The organism is Kribbella caucasensis (assembly GCF_004361855.1).
Taxonomy (GTDB): domain Bacteria; phylum Actinomycetota; class Actinomycetes; order Propionibacteriales; family Kribbellaceae; genus Kribbella; species Kribbella caucasensis.
In genome coordinates, this window is sequence record NZ_SNWQ01000005.1 from 257594 (window position 1) to 277823 (window position 20230).

The window sequence follows — 20230 nt, forward strand, 5'->3', positions numbered from 1 at the left end:
AGCTGCTATGACAGCGGCGCCTCGACCGGCGCCGCTGTCATGGCAGGCGGCTCCAGGTTGTCCAGCGAACGCGTGTGGATGATGGGGGAGCGCAACAACCACAGCACCGCCAGGAACCCACCGCAGGCCGAGATCAGTAGCGTCTCCCGTACGCCGATCCACGTGCCGAGGAGTCCGCCGATGACAGCCCCGAGCGGCCGTACGCCGTAGTTGATACTGCTGAACGCCCCCGACACCCGGCTCCGCATATGGTCGTGGATAACGGCCGCCTGCAAGGAGTTCAGCGGTACGTCGAAACACATCACCGCGAACGCCCCCACGAACTCCGCCACCGCCAAAGCCGCCACCCTGACCCACACCGGACCCGTCGCGAACGCGGCCAGCGCGATCGAACCCGGGAACACGATCGCCCCGAACGCGATCAACCGCCCAGCGCCGAGCAGCCGGGTCAACGGCGCCGCCGCCACCGCGCCCAGGAGGCCGCCCGACGCGCCGATCCCGAACGCCAGCCCGATCGTCCCGGCCGACAACTCCAGGGTCCGGCTCGCGAACAGCACCAGCAGCGCCATCCCGATCAGGTTGAAGAAGTTCACCGTCGTCGCGCAGCCCAGACTGGCCCGCAGATACGGATGCCGCAGTACATAGCCCATCCCCGCCCGGGCCCGTCGCAGCAGCGGCTCCTTCACCTCGTCGGCCTCACCGGCAGGCGTCTTCAGCCGCGCCAGCTGCACTGCGGAGAACATGAACGACAACGCGTCCACCACGATCGCGACCGGCGCCGTCAGTACCTGTACCAGCACACCACCGGCCGCCGGCCCGGCCATGAACGAGATCGACCGGGTCGCCGACAACTTGCTGTTGGCCTCCAGGAAGTGGTCCCGCGACACCAGTCGCACGAAGAATGCGGAGTACGCGGTGTTGAAAACGACGTGCGCGGTCCCGGCCAGGATCGCGATCACGTAGAGCTGGGTGAGCGTGAGCAGGTCGAGCCAGTACGCCGCCGGCAGGGTCAGCAACAACACCGTCCGGCTCAGGTCGGCCGCGATCATCAGCGGACGTTTGTCGCGGCGCTGGTCCACCCACGTGCCGATGAACAGCGACAGCAGATTCGGCAACCACACCGCCGCGGTCAGGAAGCCGACCTGACTCGGGGACGCGTCGAGCATGGTGACCGCGATCAACGGCAAGGCCAGCTCGCTGATCCGGTCGCCGAACTCCGACACGGCCTGCGCCGACCAGAAGGTGCGGAACGGGCGGTTACGCCACAGGCTGGTGGCAGGCAAAGTCCTCACAGCTGTTCTCCCTACGAAGGGTCGGTCGGTTGCGTCCGGCAACCGCGAAGGTGATTCGGTTGCGTCGAGCAACCGCGAAATCGGTTGTGTCGAGCAACCGCGAAGGCGTATCGGCTGCGGCCGGCAACCGCGAGGTCAGTCGGTTGCGCTCGGCAACCTACGAAGGTCGGTCGATGGTGTCCGGCAACACCATGCGGATCATCCGGACCGGCCGGGCGTCGGCCGGCGCGCCCTCATCGCCCCGTTGCACGTACGGCGCGATCAGGTCCTGTATTGCGTTCTCCAATGCCTCGAGTTCATCGATCGTGAGGTGGACCCGGGTGTTCGCCGAGCCGGTCACGCGACTCCATTCCGGATCAAGTGTCGGCTCGGTCTCGGCCAGCCAATGGCGTGCCGAATCCAGCGCCTGGTTCATCATCGTGGCCATCAACTGCCGCCCCGCCTCGGCGCCTTCGAGGGTGTCCGGCATCTCGAACCGGAATCCGCGGGCGACCGCCTGCCACCAGCGCTGCCGTCGATCGGCAACCCCGTCCGGCGGCGGTCCGTCGCTCACCAATCCGAACGACGCGAGGTGCCGCAGGTGCCAGCTGGTCACCGACGGCGAGGCGCCGACGTGCTCGGACAACTGGGTCGCGGTCGCCGGCCCGTTCTTCTGCAGATAACTGAGCGCGGCCAGCCGGACCGGATGAGCCAGCGCCCGCATCGCCTGCGGATCGGTGACCTCGAAATCGCCGTACGGATTTCTGAGAGACATGTTTCGAGAGTAATCTCTCAGATCTCGGGAAGGCAACCCTCGCGGGAAACCCGAAGCTTTCGATCCACTCGTTCCACCGCCGGGAGATCGGCGGGACCGGGGTGGTGGGGTAGGGAAGGAAATTGGAGGGAACCTGATCGGGTGGCTGCGCGTGTTACCGGTGTGAGGGACCCCGAGGCGGATCCGAATGCGGAGGTCGCGGCGCTCTATGCCCGCACCTGGCCGCGTCTGATCGGCGTACTGGTGTCCATCGGCGGGTCCCGTGCCGACGCCGAGGAGGTCGCGCAGGACGCGTACGTGAAGTTGCTCGGCCGGTGGAGCAGCGTCCGCCGGTACGACGATCCGGAGGCCTGGGTGCGGGCGGTCGCGGTACGGACGCTGATCAGCCGGTTGCGTCGTCAGCAGGTGGCGGCGAAGGCCTCGGCCAAGTTGCTGGGAAGGACTGGGGAAGTGCGGGAGCCGGACGGGGAAGCCCTGGATGTCGCGGCGGCGTTGGCGAGGATCACGCCGGCCCAGCGAGCCGTCGTGGTGCTGCACCACGTGATGGATCTGTCGATCGAGCAGATCGCCGACGAGCTGCAACTGCCCCCGGGCACCGTGAAGTCCCGGTTGGCCCGGGCGCGACAGGCGCTGGCCCCGCTGCTCGCTGTCGAAGAGGAGGTGCCGCGCCATGCCTGAGCTCGGGCCTGAGGTGAGAGACCTGCTGGTCGAATACGTCGACGAGCAGACGCCGCGGGAGGCACCGCCGTTCGCGGGAGTGGAGCGGGTGGTTCGGCGGCGGAAGCGCCGGCGCAATCAGCTCGCCGTCGCGGCCATGGTGGTGCTCGTGGCCGGGATCGCCCTGATCGGCTCCAACCTGCCGCAGGCGGAGGAACCCGCGGCGCCGACGGAGACGCCCACCGTCAGCGTGCTCGACGACGGGCCGCCGCCGGCTCAGTTCAAGTTCGGTACCACGTTGCTGATACTGCAGAAGGAGATCCGGGTGTCGGCTGTGCGGCCGTCGCCGGATTCACCTTCCGTGCTGGTGGTCGAGACGGTCCGGGATGAGGCGGCGGGGGAGACCTGCCTGCCGCACACCGTGGTCCGGATCCTCTCCCAGGACGCGGCCACGGTCCGGATCGCCGCGTACCGGTACTCGGTCGCACCGGACCAGCCCGAGACCCAGGAGTGCTTCAAGCCCCAGGGCGGACCGTTGCGGATTCAGCTGGACCTGCGCTCGTCCCTCGCCGGCCGGACGGTCCTGGCCGGCAGCACAGGCGACCGAGTGGTGCTGAACTGACGTCCTCGCCGGGGCGGACCGCGACCACCCCGGCGAGGACGTCGACCGCAATGTATCTCCGCCGCGGAGCACCAACGCGAGCTTCAGCGGGCCGGGATCACCTGCGTCCAGATGTCGCTGGTCACGGTCGGGCGCATGCCGACGCCCAGGTACAGGCCGACCGCCGGCGTCGGATTCGAGTTGTCCACATGCAGCATCGTCCCGCTCCGCCCGGCCGCCGCATCCAGTGCGAACTGATCCCGCAGCAAGTACTTCGCCAACCCCCGCCCACGAGCCTCCGCGAGTACGGCGAGCCGTCCGATATACCCGCAGTCCTCACTCGCCACGAAGTTGTCGCTGCACTCCCGCGCCGCGACGGCCCGCCCATCGATCTCCAGCAACGTCATCAGCGACCAGTCGAAGGTCGACCGCGCTTCCCGTGACGCCAGCCAATCGTCGTACGGCGGCGGCACCGCCCCGGGCTGATCCGCGAACGTCGTCGCGATCACCTGATGAGCAGCCCGCCGCGTCGCGTCGTCGAAGGTCCCACGCCGTACTGCGACCCCGGCCGGCGCCGGCGGAGCCTCGAGCGTTGGCTCGTGGTCGATCCGCATCCGCTGGTGCGAGGTCTCCAAGGTCATCCCGCGCTCGCTGAGCAGCGCGACCATCGCCTCGTCCTCGCGCAGCACACCGACCTTGACCGTCACCTCATCCAGGCCGGTGGACATCGTCGAGCAGTGCGCGGTGCCGTTGTCGAGGAGCCAACCCGCGACTACCCGGTCGGCGGCGAAGACGTCCAGGCTGATGCGATCCGTGCCGATGTGCAGGAGTGCTGAGCTGGTGCCGACGATCTCGGTGCCGTCGAACACGAGCCAGCTGTCGGTGGCGAGGCTGAGCGCGGGGTTGCGGAGGTAGTCCGCAACATTGTCCAGACTGTGCTTCGGATAGCCGAGCAGCCTCGTCGTGTACGCGGCCATCTGGGCGTGGATCGCCTCGATGTCATCGGGCCGGATCGGCCGGACGGTCAGCCCGGCGGGCAGGTTCCCGGGCAGGTTCGCAGGCGTGTTTGCGGGCATCAGTCGATCGCCAGTTTCAGGCGCCAGACGTCGATCACGAGGACGGCGCGCATGCGGACCGACAGGTAGAGATCGAGCGCCGGTGTTGGGTTGTTCGTGTCCACATGCAGGATCGTTCCGGTCCGGCCGACTGCGGCGTCACGGGCGAACGCGTCACGCAGGAGGTACTTCGCGAGACCACGCCCGCGCGCCTCCCGGAGTACGCCCAACCGCCCTATGTAGTTGCAGTTCTCATCCGGAACGAACTCGTCCGTGCACTCCAGGAAGGCAACCGCCCGGCCGTCGACCTCGAGCAGCGTGATCTGCGACCAGTCGAACGTCGACCGCGAGTCATGCGCCTCGAACCACTCGTCGTACGGCCGCGGGATGAACCCGAACTGCCCGTCGAAACTCGCATTCAGTACTGCGTGCGCCGCGCGCCGGCTGGCGTCGTCGGGTGCGCCGCGGCGAACCACCACACCGGGCGGAGGTTCGGGGACCGGCGGCCTTTCGGTGTGGTCCACGCGCATCCGGTGGTACGTCGTACCGGGGGTGAAACCGCGATCCGCCAGCAGGACGCGCTTGCTCTCATCGGTCCGGTACGCACCGGTGTCGACGGAGATCTCGGTATGGCCCTCACTCCGGCCGAGTTCGGCGGCGCGGACCAGGATCCGGTCGAGCAGCCAGTCGGCGACCACGCGTTCTTCGGCGACCACCTCGATGTCGACGATCTGGCGATCTCCCTTGGCGAAGACAGTCCCGTAGCCCGCAACCCGATCGCCGTCGTACACCAGCCAGCCGTCGGTTTCGGGGTCGAACCCGGGCTCGGCCAGTTCGTCGACCATGTCGTCGAGGGTGTAGTCGGCGAACCCGACCGCCGCGATGTTCCGGGCCGCGACCAGCTCGAAGATCGCCTCCGTATCGGACACGGTCGGCCGGCGGAAGGTGTGGTGAACGGGCAGTACGGCGGTCATGCGATCAGCCTGGAGAACGACCGCCGTACTGTCCATCGCATTAGCAGGCCTTGTCCCACTCGCCGCATTCGTCGGCGACCTGAACGGAGCGGGTCGTGTCGGGCGCGATGGCGGCGACGGGTGCCTGCGAGGTCCACGAGGCGAGGGTGACGCCGACCGCGTCCTCGACCGAGCGCGGGCTGACCAGGTAGTTGTTGCTCATCATCGCGAACACCAGCTTGCGGCCGTCCCTGTCGGTGACGTAACCGGAAAGTGACGTCACGCCGGTGAGCGACCCGGTCTTGCCGTGCAGGTTGTCCGCCGCGGGCGTGTTCCGCATCCGGTTGCGCAGGGTCCCGCCGACGAATCGGTCCGGGTTGCCGGCAATCGGCAGGGCGTCGTACCACTGCTGGAACCAAGGCTCCTTCTGCGCGGCCAGTAGGAGGTCGGTGATGCTGTCCGCCGTCACGTTGACCTTGCGGGACAGGCCGGACCCGTCGGACAGACGGATCGTGCTGGTGTCCACGCCGACGCTCTGCGCGTATTGCGTGGCGACGGCGAGGCCGGCGGACCAGCTTCCGTTCGCGGCGGCGACGGCCCCCATCGCCTTGACCAGGGTCTCGGCGTGCATGTTGTTCGACAGCTTGAGGAACGGGGTCATCAGTTCGCCGACCGTCATCGACTCGTCCCGGGCGAGCTGCCGGGCCTGGTCGACCGGGGTCGCGCCGATCTTGATCCGGCCGTAGACCAGCACGCCCTGGGCAGCGAGTGCGCGCCGGAAGACGTCGGCGGCGTACACCTCGGGCTCCCAGACGGTCACCCACTCCACGCCGGCGGTCGTGTCGTCGACTGGGATCGAGCCGGTCACCCGGACGAGGTTGGTGCCGTGGTCGCGCTCGATGCTGAGCGTGTTCGCGGATCCGGCCGCGCCGGTGGTGGCGGTGTTGACGAGTTTGAGGACGCCGTTCGCGGGGACCAGGGTGAGCTTGACCGGCTTGCCGATCGCGGATCCGGGCAGGCTCTCGACGATCGCCGTACCGGAGTCGTAGTCGGCGTTCGGTGCGAGGGTCAGCGCGGAGATCTGGGCCGAGTAGTAGAACGGCTCGTCGTCCCAGGCCCAGCTGTCGCCGAGGCGGACGTGGTCGAAGTAGGTGTCGTCCGCGACCAGGTCGCCGTCGATCCGCTTCACCCCGGACTGCGCGACCTGCTTGGCGAGGTCGACGTAGTCCGACTCGAGCGCGGTCGGGTCGCCGTATCCCTTCAGATAAAGGTCTCCGCGCAACTTGCCGTCCCGGACGGGCGCGGTCGCCAGAACGTCGGTGTGGAACCGGTAGTCCGGCCCGAGCGTGTGCATCGCGGCCGTCGACGAGAACAGCTTGGTGTTCGACGCTGGGAGCATCCGCGTCCCGCCGTTGCGGTCGTACACGGTCTCGCCGGTCGTCGCGTCCCGGACGACGAGGGCCACCTGCGACCCCTGGAACCGCGAGTCGCTCAGCAACGTGTCCAGCTGCTGCGGCAATCCAATCGCCTGCACGCCGACCTGCCCTCCGCCGACCTGCCCTGCGCCGACCTGTGCCGCGCCGACCTGCCCGACGCCGACCTGTGCTGTGCCGACCGGCTGGCTGACGAGCCCCGCGCTCGCCGCCACGGCCGCCGCGACAGCGACCACCCCACGCCGCGACATCCTTGGTAGAAATTTCACAAGAACTCCAACCCCTCAGGCGGAAACCAACAAGCGGAGTCAACACCCGCGCGAGCCTGCGGTCCAGCGATCAGCCCAGGTTCCTGTGCAGCTCGACATGAGGTAGTGCCCAAACCGAACCCCCGGACCCCTCCCGCCCCGTGGGGGAGCGCCTATACGTACATGACTACGTCCTGTCGAGCTGCACGCGGCTGAGCTCTCGCGCGTCAGGTGAATCGATGGAAAAGTTCGGCGCGACAGGTTCCGCCCCACCTGAGGAGTTGTGTGATGCGCAGACGAATTCTGGCGGTGATGACTGTCCTGGCCGCGCTGGTGGTTTCGGTACCGGCGGCGGCCGGGGAGCTGAAGACGACAGCGGCGGTGTTTCCGGGTGTGGTGATCGGGGAGGACTTCCCGGATCCGGACGTGTTCCAGCACAACGGCACCTGGTACGCCTACTCGACGAACAACGGCCGCGGGCATGTGCCGGTGGCGAGCGCGCCGGCCGCGAACGGCCCATGGACGATCCGCGGCGACGCGATGCCAGGCGGCCCGTCGGCTGGCTGGGCGCAATCGGGCCGCACCTGGGCACCCGATGTCCACCCGAACCCGGACGGCAGTTTCACCCTCACGTACACGGCCTGGCACAAGGCGTCCGGGAGGCAGTGCATCGGCGTAGCGACCGCGAGCTCGCCGCTTGGCCCGTTCACCCCGGTCGGGAGCCAGCCGCTGATCTGCCCGCTCGACCTCGGCGGCGCGATCGACGCCAACACCTTCGTCGCCAACGACGGCACCCGGTACCTGGTGTGGAAGAACGACGGCAACGCGATCGGCGTGAACTCCACCCTCTGGCTGACCCGTACGGCGAACAACGGCACCACGCTCGTGAGCGGCAATACCGCGTTGCTCTCGTCCAGCGGCGTCATCGAGGCGCCGGATCTGGTCCAGCGCGGCAGCCAGTTCGTCCTGTTCTTCTCCGGCGGCGGGTACACCGACTGCAACTACCTCACCTCGTACGCGACCTCGCCGTCGCTCACAGGCCCGTGGACCATCGCGTACCGGCCCCTCATGACCACGGCCAGCTTCGACAACCACGTCTGCGGCCCGGGCGGCGCCGACTTCACCAGCGACAAGGTCTTCCTGCACGGCTGGGTGAACGGCTCGAGACACCTGTACGTCGCCGACCTCGGCTGGGCGAACGACTTCCCGGTGGTCCGCGGCAGCCGGGTCCGTACCGAGGCCGAACGCGGCACCCTCAACCACTGCGTCGTCCGGACAGGCGCGGCGGGGGCCTCCCAGGGCGCGGTCGCGGCGTATATCGACTACGCCGACTCTTGGGTGGAGAACACCGTGTACGCACCACGTGCGGGCGGCTACACTCTGTGGGTCGGCTACGCGAACGGAACCAGCACCACCGCCAGCCACGGCGTGGTTGTCAACGGCAACAACCAGGGCGCGGTCAGCTACCCCGTGACCGGCTGGGACAACTGGCAGCAGACCTCGGCCCCGATCACCCTGAACGAAGGCTGGAACACCATCCGGCTGACCAAGGGCAACTCCTATACCGAGGTGGACTACCTCGAGCTCCAGTGAGGTTCAGGGCGCCCGGAGTCGGGGATGACCCGGGCGCCCACCCCGTTCGGACCCGGGAAGCACCCGTCCGCCGCGTGGCGCAGTAGCAGCGCTGTCGGCGTTGCCTCGTACTCTCGGAGATGCACTACCGCACTCGAACGGGAGTCCGAAGGTTGGCAAAACCACCTGAACAGGTCTCCGGCGACCGGCGCCGGCTGCCGATCCAGCTGAGCCTGCGCCGTACCACGGTCGGCCTGCAGGCGCTGCTGTACGGCGGCCTGGCGTCCCTGGTCTCGCTGGTCATCACCTTCTGGACGCTGCCGCAGATCAGCAGCGACGGCACCGTGCCGGTACTGCGGCTGGCCGTGCTGCTCGCTGTGATCGGGCTGCTGATGCGCTGGCTGCTGGCCGCGATCGCGCTGCTGATCGGGTCCATCGGCGTCCTGGTCGGCGGGTTGTTGTCCCAATTCGGCGTCGTGTACCTGGGCATCACCCTTGACCCGGGGGTCAACCTGCACGGTGGCGTCGAGGCGGTGTGGCTGGTGTCGATCGTGATGTCGTCGGTGAGCGCCTTCGTCGGCTGGGTCGCATACGCCGGCAGCGACGACGCGTATGCGGCCGAGGTGATGCGCGGGGTACGCCGGAAGGCGCGGCGGATCCAGCCGGCACCGAAGACCGGGATGCTGATCATCCAGCTCGATGGGTTGTCGGCGCCGCTGCTGAACTGGATGGTGCTGTCCGGCAACCTGCCCCACCTCGGTGGCTGGATCCGGGACGGCAGCCACTCGCTGGTCGGTTGGCACACCGGAGTCCCGGCCACCACCCCGGCGAGCCAGGCGGGCATCCTGCACGGCGGTTCCGGTCAGATCCCGGCCTTCCGGTGGTACGAGAAGGAGACCGGCCGGGTGATGGTGACCAACCGTGGCCGGGACGCGGCCGAGCTGGAGAAGCGGATGTCGGACGGCCGCGGCCTGCTCGCCGACGGCGGGGTCAGCATCAGCAACAACTGGTCCGGCGACGCGCCGAACTCGATGCTCGTGTTCAGCCGAGCCGCGCTGCCGCCGACCCGGAGCCGCGGTTACGTGCGGTTCTTCTCCAGTCCGCAGGGTGCCGCCCGCGGTCTGGTGCTGTGCGTCGCCGAGATGGTGAAGGAGCTCCACCAGGCCCGCCGGCAGCGCCGCCGCAAGCTGGTCCCGCGGGTCAAGCGCGGCGGTTCGTACATCTTCCTGCGCGCCGTCTCGAACGTGCTGCTCCGCGATCTCAACGTCTCGCTGATCACCGACGAACTGGTCAACGGCACCCCGGTGATCTACTGCGACTTCGTCGACTACGACGAGGTCGCCCACCACGCCGGCCCGACCCGGCCGGAGTCCCTGCAGACGCTGGAGGGACTGGACCGGGTGCTCGGCGCGCTGAAGCGGATCATCGAGATCCTGCCGCACTCGTACGAGATCGTCGTGCTGTCCGACCACGGCCAGAGCCAGGGCTCGACCTTCCTGCAGCGGTACGGGCGGACTCTGCCGCAGGTGGTCGACGACCTGGTCGACACCACCAAGGAGCCGGTCGCGGCGGTCGGTAAGTCCGAGGGCTGGGGTCCGGTGAACGCGTTCCTGACCGAGCTCAGCCTGCGCCGCAGCGTGGCCGGCGCGGTCACCCGGAAGACCTTCCACGGCAAGGCGTCGCGCGGCGAGGTCGAGCTCGGGCCGGCCGACTGCGATCCGCCGGTCGCCGCCGACGAGCAGATGGTGGTCACCTCGTCCGGCAACCTGGCGCTGATCTACCTCGCGACCACGCCCGGCCGGGTCCCGCTGGAGGAGATCGAGCTGCTTCATCCGCGGTTGATCCCGGGACTGGCGACCCATCCGGGGATCGGGTTCGTCGTGGTCGACTCGCTGGCCGAGGGGCCGGTCGCGATCGGTCGCGCCGGAGTCCGCGTACTCCGGACCGGGCGGATCGAAGGAATCGACCCGCTCGCGGAGTACGGGGCGCAGGCGGCGGCGTCGATGCTGCGGCATGCGGAGATGCCGAACAACGGCGACATAGTCGTGATCAGCCGGCTGGACGAGTACACCCACGAGGTCGCGGCCTTCGAGGAACTGGTCGGCTGCCACGGCGGAATTGGCGGCTGGCAGACCGAGGCCGTACTGGTGCACCCGCGCCGCTGGATCGTCGACGAGCCTCCCGTAGGCTCCGACGCGGTGCACGAGCTGCTGATCGGCTGGCTCGACCAGCTCGGCCAGCGCAGGCACCCGGCCGAGCTCACGCAAGCCGACGGGCACTTCCCGGACAGCCGGCTGACCACCGGCAGGCGGGCAGGGGAGCGCGTGCCCAGCCCGTCGGATGCGAGCGTGGAGGCCTGAGGCGTGCGGATCACCTGGTGGGGGCACAGCACCACCACCATCGAGGAGAACGGCACGCGGTTGCTCACCGACCCCGTGCTGACCTCCCGGATCGCCCATCTGCGCCGCCGTCGCGGTCCCGCGCCGCTCCCGGAGGCCGCCGACTGCGACGCGATCCTGGTCTCCCATATGCACGCCGACCACTTGCACCTGACCTCGCTCCAGCTGGTCGCTCCAGGAGCCGCGCTCGTCGTACCGCGCGGTGCCGCGAAGCTGATCGAGAACGAGTGCGGCAAGGAGTTCTCGGACCGCTGCATCGAGGTTGCGCCGGGCAACCAGATCCGGATCGGCGGGCTGGATGTCACCGCCGTGACGGCGCACCATGACGGCCGCCGGTTGCCCTGGTCCTCGTACGCCGGACCTGCGCTCGGCTACCGGATCGAGGGTTCGCCGAGCGTCTGGTTCGCCGGCGACACCGACCTGTACGACGGACTGGCGGCGGAGACGGGCCCCGTTGATCTCGCGCTGGTACCGGTCGGCGGCTGGGGGCCGTCGCTCGGGGCGGGGCACCTCGATTCGGAGCAGGCTGCGGAGGCGGTTCGGCGGGTGCAGGCCAAGGTCGCCATACCGGTGCACTTCGGGACGTTCTGGCCGATCGGGTGCGACTGGCTCAAGCCGGAGATGTTCCTGCCGCCGGGGGAGAGGTTCAAGGTCGCGATGGCCGAGCTTGATCCGGCCGTGAAGGTGGAGCTGCTGGCGCCTGGGGAGTCGGCGGAGGTGGTGCACCGATGAGTGGTGAGCCGCGGTTCGACCTGTGGTACCTCGTCGTGCTCGCCGGTGCGGTCCTGCTCGGCGCGGTGCTGCCCGTTCTCCCGACCGGTGCCGCCGTTTCGGCGGGCGCGGTACTGGCCTCCCACAGCAATCCGATCGGCCTCGTCGGGGTGCTGATCGCCGGTGCGGGCGGGGCGTATCTGGGCGACTTGATCGTGTACGCCGGGTGCCGGGCCGGCGGGGAAGGTCTGGCCAAGCGGATCGGATGGCTCCGCGACAACGCCTCGCTGGACGTGCTCCGCCAGCGGCTCGCGGAGCGTGAGATCACCGTGTTGCTGACGTCGAGGCTGATTCCCGGGGGACGGGTGCCGGTGTTGCTCGCGGCCGGGCTGGCGGGGTATCCGTGGCAGCGGTTCGCCTTGGTGGACCTGACGGCGTCGTCGTTGTGGGCGGCGGTCTACATGGCGATCGGGCTGCTCGGGTATGCGCTGTTCGACGAGCCGTGGCAGGGGGTCGTGGCCGCGATCGTGCTGGTGCTGCTGACGACGGTGATCAGCAGCGTGGTCCAGCGGATCCGCCGCCGCCGGAAGGAAGCGGGCGGTCCGTCTGGAGAGCCGGTCCCAGACGCCGAATGACCCCGTTTTGCTCAGACGCCGAATGAGGTGGTTCGGAGGCGCTCGACCAGGTCCGCGTCGCCGTCGAGGTCGACCTGGGCGACCGACTGGCGGCCGAAGCAGAAGAGGACCAGCTCGGCCGGTTCACCCGTGATCGTGACCGAACCCTGTCCCGTCGGCTTCTTGGCGACCGACTCGCGGCCGTCCGGCAGGCGTAGTACGAGACCGCTGGGCGCCTTCCGGGTCATGCCCTTCGCGGCGAGCCGGACCGCCTTCCACAGGCCGTCCTGCTGTTCGGCCGGAAGCTGCCGGGGCTGCCAATCGGGCTGAGCGCGCCGGACATCCTCATGGTGGACGAAGTACTCGGTCGTGTTGAGATTGTGGCCGAGCCCGGGGAACGAATAGATCGAGAACGTCGGCGGCCCGGTGCGGACCTTGTCGACGATCTCCGTGAAGGAGTAGCGCGCCTTCGCTTGCGCCATCCGCCGCTCGGTGGTGTCCGACAGCGCCGGAATCATGATCCCCGGCCCAGCCATCGGATCGGCCTCGCGCACATGCAGATGAACGGCCAGATCGTACGTCGTCCACCCCTCGCACAGAGTCGGCCGATCAGGGCCGAGCTGGTCCAGCAGATCACACAGAGCAAGTCTCTCTACCCGGCTGTAGTCCGTCACAACTCGATCGTAGTTGTCGGCGCCCAGTGGCAGAATGTCAATCGTTGTCAGCCCTGTGGCTGGTGATCGCCCCTGACACTGTTGTCGCCGAAAGGATGTGCTCCCGCGTGCCGCTGCCGAGAGTCCCGGACAAGGGGAGCGTGACCCGGCGTGGGTTCGCGGTCCTGCGGGTCGCGATCTACGAGGAGCCCTGGGTCTTCGCGTTCTCGGTCGCCGCGAGCATGTTGTACGGCGCGATGACGGTGGCCGACGGCTGGGCCCTCGGCTGGGCGACGGACCATGTGATCCGGCCGGCGCTGGAGCGCGGCGACACCACCTTCGGCGCGGTCGCGTCCCTGGTCTCGCTGTTCCTCGGCATCGCCATCCTGCGCGCGATCGGGGTCGTGGGCCGCCGGATCGGCGCGGGCGTGATGCAGTTCCGGCTGCAGGCGACGTACCGGCGGCGCGTCACCAGGCAGTACCAGAAGCTGCCGCTCGAGTGGCACCACCAGCACCCGACCGGGCAACTGCTGTCCAACGCGAACGCGGACGTCGAGTCGGCCTGGTACCCGATCGCCCCGCTGCCGATGGCGGTCGGGGTGATCGCGATGCTGGCGTTCGCGACGGCGGCGATGTTCGCGGCCGACGTCTGGATGGCGCTGGTCGGCTGCCTGATCTTCCCGCTGGTCTTCGTCGCGAATGTGATCTTCCAGCGCACCCTGCAGCCGCTCGCCACCCGGGCCCAGGAGCTCCGTGCCGACGTGTCCGAGGTCGCGCACGAGTCCTTCGACGGCGCGCTGGTGGTCAAGACGCTGGGCCGCGAGGCCGCCGAGACCGAGCGCTTCACCCAGCCGACGAACGCGCTGCGGGATGCGAACATCGCGGTGAACAAGGCTCGCGGCATGTTCGATCCCGTGATCGACGGACTGCCCCGGGTCGGCATCCTCGCGGTACTGCTGGTCGGTGTCGGCCGGGTCAGGTCGGGCCAGGCCGATGCGGGTGACGTGGTGCAGGTGGCGTTCCTGTTCACGCTGATCGGGTTCCCGATCCGGGCCCTCGGCTGGGTGCTCGGCGAGCTCCCGCGCTCGGTCGTCGGCTGGGATCGGGTCCAGCGGGTGCTGACGGCGAGCGGCGGTCTCGAGTACGGCGAGGAGAAGCTGACCTCGACCGGTGCGGCCCGGCTCGACGTCACCGGCATCCGGTTCGGGTACCTGCCGGAACGTGACGTGCTCGCCGGGGTCGACTTCACCATCGAGCCCGGCCGGACCGTCGCCATGGTCGGGCCGACCGGTTCCGGCAAGTCGACGATGACCACCATGCTGACCCGCCTGGTCGATCCCGAGGAGGGTGCGATCAAGGTCGACGGGATCGACCTGCGATCGCTGGCCCGCGGCGAGCTGGCCGACTCGGTCGCGCTGGTCGCCCAGACCGCGTTCCTGTTCGACGACACGATCCGCGGCAACATCACCCTTGGCGGCGACTACCCCGACGAACTGGTCTGGGACGCGCTCCGGATCGCGCAGGGCGACGGCTTCGTCAAGAACCTGCCGAGCGGCCTCGACACCAAGGTCGGTGAACGCGGCACCACGTTGTCCGGTGGCCAACGGCAACGGATCGCACTCGCCCGGGCGTTGGTACGCCGCCCCCGGCTGCTCGTCCTCGACGACGCGACCAGCGCCGTGGATCCGCAGGTCGAAGCGCGGATCCTGGCCGGCCTGCGGAGCGCCGTACAGGGGGAGCGGGCGGAGACCACCGTGCTGGTGATCGCCTATCGGAAGGCGACGATCTCGCTGGCCGACGAGGTGCTGTTCCTCGACGAGGGGCGGATCGCGGCGCAGGGGACGCACCTGGAGCTGCAGGAGAAGTCGCCGGAGTACCGCGAGCTGGTGGATGCGTACGAGAAGGACGCGGAGCGGCGCCAGGAAGAGGCCGAGCTCGCCGCCGAACTGGACGACCTGGACTCGGAAGGAGCATCCGCGTGAGCGCCGCAGAGGCCACGAGGCTCGATCACGGTGACGACGTCGGTGGGATGGAGACGCTGCGTCAGGGGTTGCGGGTCTCGCCCGAGCTGGCTCGGGGCTGGCTGGTCACCGGACTGCTCGCGCTGACGATGACGGGCGGGCGGATCGTCATCCCGATCGCGGTGCAGCAGACGATCGACAAGGGCCTGACCGGAGCGGGCGGGCCCGACATGTCGTACGTCGCGTGGATGTGTCTGCTGTGCATGGGCGGGATCCTGGTGACGGCGTTCGCGTCGTACCTGACGACCGTTCGGCTCGCGACCAACTCCGAGCGCGGGCTGGCGACGATGCGGATCAAGGCGTTCCGGCACGTGCACGATCTGCCGGTGCTGACGCAGAGCACCGAGCGGCGGGGTGCGCTGGTCAGCCGGGTGACGTCCGACGTGGACACGGTGTCGCAGTTCCTGCAGTTCGGCGGGTTCATCTTCCTGGTCAGCCTTGGGCAGATGTTCCTGGCGACCATCGTGATGTTCGTCTACTCCTGGCAGCTCGCGCTGGTGGTGCTGGTCTGCTTCCTGCCGTTGTTCGCGAGCCTGCGGTACCTGCAGCGGAAGATGTCCGCGGCGTACGGCGTCGTCCGCGCGAAGGTCGGCGAGATGCTGTCCGCGATCGCGGAGCCGGTCGTCGGGGCGCAGGTGGTGCGTGCCTACGCGATCGAGAAGCGGACCCAGGAGCGGATCGACGCGTCCATCGACGACTACCGCCGTACCGCGACCCGGGCGCAGGCGATCACCGGGATCACCTTCTCGATCGGTGGGCTGGCGGCCGGTCTGGCGAACGCGGGTGTGTTGACCGCCGGCGTGCTGCTGGGGGTGGACCGGCAGGCGACGCTGGGGGAGATCCTCGCGTTCATGTTCCTGGTGGCGCTGTTCTCGGATCCGGTGCAGATCGCGACGCAGGTGCTGACCGACGCGCAGAGTGCGTTCGCCGGGTGGCGTCGGGTGCTCGGTGTGATCGCGACGCCGGCCGATGTGGTCGACCCGGGCGCCGACGGTGTCGTGCAGCGGCGTGGGCCGATCACGGTGGAGTTCTCGGATGTCGATTTCGCTTACCCCGAAGGCGATTTGGTACTACGCGACGTCGACGTACGGCTGGAACCGCATCGCCGGGTCGCCGTGGTCGGTGAGACCGGATCGGGGAAGACGACATTCGCCAAGCTGCTCACGCGGTTGATGGATCCGACCTCGGGCGCGGTGCTGATCGACGGGGTGGATGCCCGGTCGATCGCGTTCAGTTCGTTGCGGGAGCGGGTCGTGATGGTGCCGCAGGACGGGTACCTGTTCGACTCGACGCTGGCCGACAACGTGCGGTTCGGGCGGCCTGACGTTAGTGACGCGGAGTTGCTCGACGCGTTCGAGTCGCTCGGCCTGACCGATTGGCTCGAGTCGTTGCCGGATGGGTTGATGTCGCCCGTCGGTCAGCGTGGCGAGTCGTTGTCAGCCGGCGAACGTCAGTTGGTCGCCCTGGTCCGCGCGAACATCGCCGACCCCGACCTCTTGGTATTGGATGAGGCGACCTCCGCGGTCGACCCCGGCACCGAGGTCCGCGTCAACGCCGCCCTTGAACGCCTGATGTCCGGCCGCACCTCGGTCACCATCGCCCACCGCCTCTCCACCGCCGAAGCAGCCGACGAGGTCCTCGTCTTCGACCAGGGCCGAATCGTCGAACGAGGCCCCCACGCCGACCTGGTATCCGCAGGCGGCGTCTACACCCACCTCCACGCCTCCTGGATAGCCCAACGCTCGGCCCCCTGACCACCGAGGCGGGCCGGGGGATCACCCCCGGCCCGCATCAAGCAACAGGCGCACTGGTGAGGCAGCACGCCCAGGCTCAACTCCGCCGCCGCACCCACCGCAAACCGCACAACATCCGCCCGTCTTACGCCGCGCGCTCACGCCGCATGGACGCGCATTGCGCGCTCCGTCTTGCGGTGCGTCGCGTCTGAGCGCCGGCCGGCGCGTCGAGGTGGTGTGTGGACTTATGGGGTCGGTGCGGCGCCGTTCTCGCGGCCGGTGCCTGGCTGCGGTACCAGCAGGAACTCGACGCTGCCCTTGTCGTCCACTGCCGCGTCGAGGATCTTGTCGTCGAGCGTGACCGCGGCGTTCTGCTCCAGGAACACCCGCGCCCCGCTCTCCTCGACCACCTGATCACCCGGCTTCGGCGCCTCGGTGGTGGTGACGGCCAGGGACGGGTCGGCCGGATTCTCCTGCGAGATCCGTACCCCGGCTCCTTCCGGCGCCCCGTCGGCGCCCGTGATGCGCTTGATCACCAGAGTCGCGTTCTCCGTCAACGTCAGCACACTTACTCCCAGTCTCGATCAATACGGTGAGCCCGCCCCGTGCCCGATCCCCCCAACCCCAAACATCCGGACTGTCCGCCCCACCCACCCCGGCTCCCCGCCCCACCGACCCCGGCTCCCCGCCCCTCCCGACCCCGGCTCCCCGCCCCACCCACCCCGGCTCCCCGCCCCTCCCGACCCCGGCTCCCCGCCCCTCCCGAGCCCTTCATTCCCCGGGCCGTGCCCTGGCTCCGTCCTGACCTTGAGCACCGACCAGCAGGAATCCACCCCGTTCGCTGCCCACCGGGTGCCCAATGTCGGCAGTTCGCTGGTCGGCTGCAGCGACGATGGGCACGAACCAGCGACTCCACAGCCCACAGACGGCGGCGCGTGCCCGAGGCGAAGTGCGCGACCTTGGGCACCGGTCAGTCGTCGATTGAGGTATTCGAGCGACTGGTGGGTGCCCAAAGTCGGAGGTCGATGGCCGGGCGGAACGACTTTGGGCACCGCCCGGTCGCCGCTTGGTGGATTGACGCGACTGGTGGGTGCTCAAAGTGGCGTATGGCGTGATGCGATGGCGGGCGTGGTGTGGCGGTTCGAGGTGAGCAGAGGGATAGGAATCCTCAGGCGGAGGCGGCGGGCCACGTGTGCGATGTCAACCAGAGGTCGGGATCTGTGGGGTCGGGCGCACGCCAGAGTGGTTCGTCGCCGGTACGGCGTTTCCCGCGCTGGAACGCACTCCGGAATCGCTCGACGAGTGCCGTGGCATCGCCGACGACGTCCTCCCAGCCGAAGTGGATCAGCTCCACGTTCAGATCGCTGAGCCGCTGATCGCGTTGGTGACTCCGGCGCCAGAGTCGTCGTCTCTCCTCGAAGGTATCGGCGTCGAACTTGGCCAGGCCGTCGGCCTCACCAACGGTCCGGAAACCGGGCCACCAGAGGTCCACTCGCTCCGGCATCCAGCGGGAGCCATCCCAGAAGCTGGCCTGTAGAACCGGTGGCGGCAATCCCGCTGCCGCGAAGGCAGCCCGTGCGATCGACTCCAGGGCGGACTCGGCGCGCGGATCGCCCAACGAGATGGCCGTGCGGGCCTTGGCAGCTCCGGGCCAACGGTATTGGCGATCGAGAACAGCCTGCAGTTCCGTCTTGGTCACATCGATCCGCAGTGCATGGTCGATCGTCACGAGTGCCTCGGCAAGGGGGAGTTCCCGAGCTAGATCCACGACGGTTCGAGCCAGAGATGTGACGAGGAACCCATACTGCCGCGTGAGATCGCCCGTGCTGAGGCCGGCTCGGCGGAGGACGACGTCTTCGCGGCGCTGGTTCCGGTTGGCTGTGGGCGGCCTGGTCAACCAGACAGCGTCCACGAACGGTGCGCCTCTGCGTCGCCGATCCGTCCACGTCCGCAGATCCGCCAAGCGAGCCGCCGTGAAATGGCTGATCGCCGAACCCGGGTACGCAGCCTGCGCACAGATGATCCTCGCGAGCTCGGGGTCGGCCGCCCCGTCGAGGTAATGCTTGCGGACCAGCTGGAGGTGGCCCCGTCGTACCAGCCTCCGCAGATCGTTGTCGAGCACGCCGAGCCGCAGCAGCTCGGATCGCCTGCGCGGCCGTCTGCGGGCCACCTCCAAGAGCGCGCTGATGTCTTCGTCGAGTCGATCCACGCTGTCAGCCTGCCGCCTCCGCACCCGCCACCGCGACCCACATCCGCCCTTCTGTGGATAACCACGCGCACGCCGCAGCCCCGCCGTACGCGTCACTTTGAGCACCCACCGGGCAGGATCTCGGCACTTCCGCGACCGGCCGGTGCCCAAGGACGAATCGCGCGGTCACCTTGAGCACCGGCTGGTCGTGATGGTGGTGGTTCGGGTGGCTGGTGGGTGCCCAAGGTCGCGGCGGCGTGGGCGCGATGGGGTTGAGGGTGTGGGGTGGTTAGTGGGTGCTCGAGGTTGGTGGTCTTGATGGGGACCTTGGGCACCGGGTGGTCGCCGGTTGGGCGTTTGCGTGGTTGGTGGGTGCTCAAGGTGCGGGTGGTGAGGGAACCGTCAGCGGACAAACCCGGACGGCCGGTGCGGAAAGTCGCGTGCGGAGGTGTGGTCGGGTGGTGTGGGATCGGGGGTATGACGATTGAGTTGGGTGTGCCGGGGGTTGTGGGGCTGGAGCGGGTGGTGGGGAAGTTGGGGGAGTGGCAGTACGACGGGGGTGGGTTTCAGCTGCATCCGGGGGACGTGGGGTGGTACTGGCGGTTCGGGGCGGAGCAGACCGCGAACGCGGTGCGGACGTGGGGGCGCGACGGGGAGATCGTGGCGGTCGGGTTGCTGGATGAGCCGGATCTCGTACGGTTGGCGATCGCGCCGGGGGCTGAGCAGGACGATGAGCTCGCGGAGCAGATCGTCGCCGATGCGAAGGACCCGGCGCGCGGCGTACTGATCGAGGGCAGGGTTTACGTGGATGCGCCGATGGAGTCGCGGGTGCAGGAGCTGTTGTTCGAGGAGGGGTGGGAGGCGGATCAGCCGTGGCAGCCGTTCGAGCGTGATCTCGCCGACGCGGTCGAGGATCCTGGGGTTCGGGTCGAGGTGGTGACGGCGGAGCAGGCGTCGACGCGGACGGCGGTGCAGCGGGCGTCGTTCGACGGGTCGACGTTCACCGATGAGCGGTGGCATGCGATGGCGGCGGGGGCGGCGTACGGGCAGGCGAGGTGTCTCCTGGCGTTCGACGGGCAAGGGGAGGCGGTGGCGGCGGTGACGGTGTGGTCGGCCGGTCGCGGGAAGCCCGGGTTGATCGAGCCGATGGGGGTGCATCGGGACTTCCGCGGGCATGGGTACGGGCAGGCGATCACCGTGGCGGCGGCCGCCGCGTTGCGGGAGCTCGGCGCGTCGAAGGCGGACGTCTGTACGCCGGGCTTCAACACGGGCGCGATCGCGACCTACCGTTCCGCCGGATTCGAGCCGCTCCCCGAGACCCGAGCGCAGTACCGCAAAGGCTGAGC

The 20230-nt window shown here is 69.0% G+C and carries 17 protein-coding genes; 9 read left to right on the forward strand and 8 right to left on the reverse strand.

Annotated features, from left to right (window positions below; genetic code table 11):
• Positions 1–5: 5 nt before the first annotated feature.
• Positions 6–1292, reverse strand: a complete 1287-nt coding sequence (locus EV643_RS12985; protein WP_133800279.1) for an MFS transporter — start codon at positions 1290–1292, stop codon at positions 6–8.
• 157 nt (positions 1293–1449) lie between these two features.
• Positions 1450–2046, reverse strand: a complete 597-nt coding sequence (locus EV643_RS12990; RefSeq protein ID WP_133800280.1) for an ArsR family transcriptional regulator — start codon at positions 2044–2046, stop codon at positions 1450–1452.
• A 141-nt stretch (positions 2047–2187) separates the two neighbouring features.
• On the opposite strand from EV643_RS12990, the gene EV643_RS12995 reads away from it, so the two are divergent.
• Complete coding sequence (locus tag EV643_RS12995) at positions 2188–2724, forward strand: RNA polymerase sigma factor (protein WP_166665430.1); 537 nt, start codon at positions 2188–2190, stop codon at positions 2722–2724.
• The gene (locus EV643_RS13000) at positions 2717–3325 is read left to right on the forward strand and encodes a hypothetical protein (protein ID WP_133800282.1); all 609 of its coding nucleotides are present in this window, start codon (positions 2717–2719) and stop codon (positions 3323–3325) included. The genes EV643_RS12995 and EV643_RS13000 overlap by 8 nt, the downstream gene beginning before the upstream one ends.
• 83 nt (positions 3326–3408) lie before the next feature.
• Here the strand turns inward: EV643_RS13000 and EV643_RS13005 are convergent, their stop codons facing one another.
• The 3 genes from EV643_RS13005 to dacB are packed head-to-tail and all read right to left on the reverse strand — an operon-like array spanning position 3409 to position 6981.
• A complete protein-coding gene (locus tag EV643_RS13005) occupies positions 3409–4380 on the reverse strand; it encodes a GNAT family N-acetyltransferase (RefSeq protein ID WP_238165549.1) in 972 nt (323 codons plus the stop codon).
• Positions 4380–5333 (reverse strand): GNAT family N-acetyltransferase, encoded by a 954-nt coding sequence (locus tag EV643_RS13010; RefSeq protein WP_166665431.1) that lies wholly within the window; start codon positions 5331–5333, stop codon positions 4380–4382. The genes EV643_RS13005 and EV643_RS13010 overlap by 1 nt, the downstream gene beginning before the upstream one ends.
• Before the next feature lie 40 nt (positions 5334–5373).
• Positions 5374–6981, reverse strand: a complete 1608-nt coding sequence (dacB, locus tag EV643_RS13015; protein WP_238165550.1) for a D-alanyl-D-alanine carboxypeptidase/D-alanyl-D-alanine endopeptidase — start codon at positions 6979–6981, stop codon at positions 5374–5376.
• Between the two features lie 300 nt (positions 6982–7281).
• Between dacB and EV643_RS13020 the strand changes: the two genes are divergently transcribed.
• The 4 genes from EV643_RS13020 to EV643_RS13035 all read left to right on the forward strand — a co-directional run bounded on the left by EV643_RS13020 (position 7282) and on the right by EV643_RS13035 (position 12310).
• Positions 7282–8586 (forward strand): family 43 glycosylhydrolase, encoded by a 1305-nt coding sequence (locus tag EV643_RS13020; RefSeq protein ID WP_133800285.1) that lies wholly within the window; start codon positions 7282–7284, stop codon positions 8584–8586.
• A gap of 152 nt (positions 8587–8738) precedes the next feature.
• Positions 8739–10925: an alkaline phosphatase family protein gene (locus EV643_RS13025; RefSeq protein WP_238165551.1), complete on the forward strand. Its 2187-nt coding sequence runs from the start codon at positions 8739–8741 to the stop codon at positions 10923–10925.
• 3 nt (positions 10926–10928) lie between these two features.
• On the forward strand, positions 10929–11696 hold the full coding sequence (locus tag EV643_RS13030) for an MBL fold metallo-hydrolase (protein ID WP_133800286.1): 768 nt from the start codon (positions 10929–10931) through the stop codon (positions 11694–11696).
• On the forward strand, positions 11693–12310 hold the full coding sequence (locus tag EV643_RS13035) for a DedA family protein (protein WP_133800287.1): 618 nt from the start codon (positions 11693–11695) through the stop codon (positions 12308–12310). The genes EV643_RS13030 and EV643_RS13035 overlap by 4 nt, the downstream gene beginning before the upstream one ends.
• 11 nt (positions 12311–12321) lie before the next feature.
• Here the strand turns inward: EV643_RS13035 and EV643_RS13040 are convergent, their stop codons facing one another.
• Complete coding sequence (locus EV643_RS13040; RefSeq protein ID WP_133800288.1) at positions 12322–12963, reverse strand: TIGR03085 family metal-binding protein; 642 nt, start codon at positions 12961–12963, stop codon at positions 12322–12324.
• Between the two features lie 107 nt (positions 12964–13070).
• On the opposite strand from EV643_RS13040, the gene EV643_RS13045 reads away from it, so the two are divergent.
• Positions 13071–14924, forward strand: a complete 1854-nt coding sequence (locus tag EV643_RS13045; RefSeq protein WP_133800289.1) for an ABC transporter ATP-binding protein — start codon at positions 13071–13073, stop codon at positions 14922–14924.
• Positions 14921–16717: an ABC transporter ATP-binding protein gene (locus EV643_RS13050; RefSeq protein ID WP_133800290.1), complete on the forward strand. Its 1797-nt coding sequence runs from the start codon at positions 14921–14923 to the stop codon at positions 16715–16717. Before EV643_RS13045 ends, EV643_RS13050 begins: the two co-directional genes overlap by 4 nt.
• A 224-nt stretch (positions 16718–16941) precedes the next feature.
• Here EV643_RS13050 and EV643_RS13055 read toward each other — a convergent pair whose 3' ends face one another.
• Complete coding sequence (locus tag EV643_RS13055) at positions 16942–17262, reverse strand: Fe-S cluster assembly protein HesB (protein WP_133800291.1); 321 nt, start codon at positions 17260–17262, stop codon at positions 16942–16944.
• Positions 17263–17864: 602 nt separating this feature from the next.
• Complete coding sequence (locus tag EV643_RS13060; RefSeq protein WP_133800292.1) at positions 17865–18905, reverse strand: type IV toxin-antitoxin system AbiEi family antitoxin; 1041 nt, start codon at positions 18903–18905, stop codon at positions 17865–17867.
• Between the two features lie 456 nt (positions 18906–19361).
• On the opposite strand from EV643_RS13060, the gene EV643_RS46440 reads away from it, so the two are divergent.
• Positions 19362–20228 carry a GNAT family N-acetyltransferase gene (locus tag EV643_RS46440; RefSeq protein WP_133800293.1) on the forward strand — a complete coding sequence of 289 codons (867 nt, stop codon included), beginning with the start codon at positions 19362–19364 and terminating at the stop codon, positions 20226–20228.
• The last annotated feature ends 2 nt before the right edge of the window (positions 20229–20230 follow it).

Coding starts and splice junctions, on each gene's coding strand:
- EV643_RS13020 (WP_133800285.1), top strand. CDS start 7,282: ATGCGCAGACGAATTCTGGCGGTGATGACTGTCCTGGCCGCGCTGGTG.
- EV643_RS13000 (WP_133800282.1), top strand. CDS start 2,717: ATGCCTGAGCTCGGGCCTGAGGTGAGAGACCTGCTGGTCGAATACGTC.
- EV643_RS12990 (WP_133800280.1), bottom strand. CDS start 2,046: ATGTCTCTCAGAAATCCGTACGGCGATTTCGAGGTCACCGATCCGCAG.
- EV643_RS13035 (WP_133800287.1), top strand. CDS start 11,693: ATGAGTGGTGAGCCGCGGTTCGACCTGTGGTACCTCGTCGTGCTCGCC.
- EV643_RS13005 (WP_238165549.1), bottom strand. CDS start 4,380: ATGCCCGCAAACACGCCTGCGAACCTGCCCGGGAACCTGCCCGCCGGG.
- EV643_RS13010 (WP_166665431.1), bottom strand. CDS start 5,333: ATGACCGCCGTACTGCCCGTTCACCACACCTTCCGCCGGCCGACCGTG.
- EV643_RS46440 (WP_133800293.1), top strand. CDS start 19,362: ATGACGATTGAGTTGGGTGTGCCGGGGGTTGTGGGGCTGGAGCGGGTG.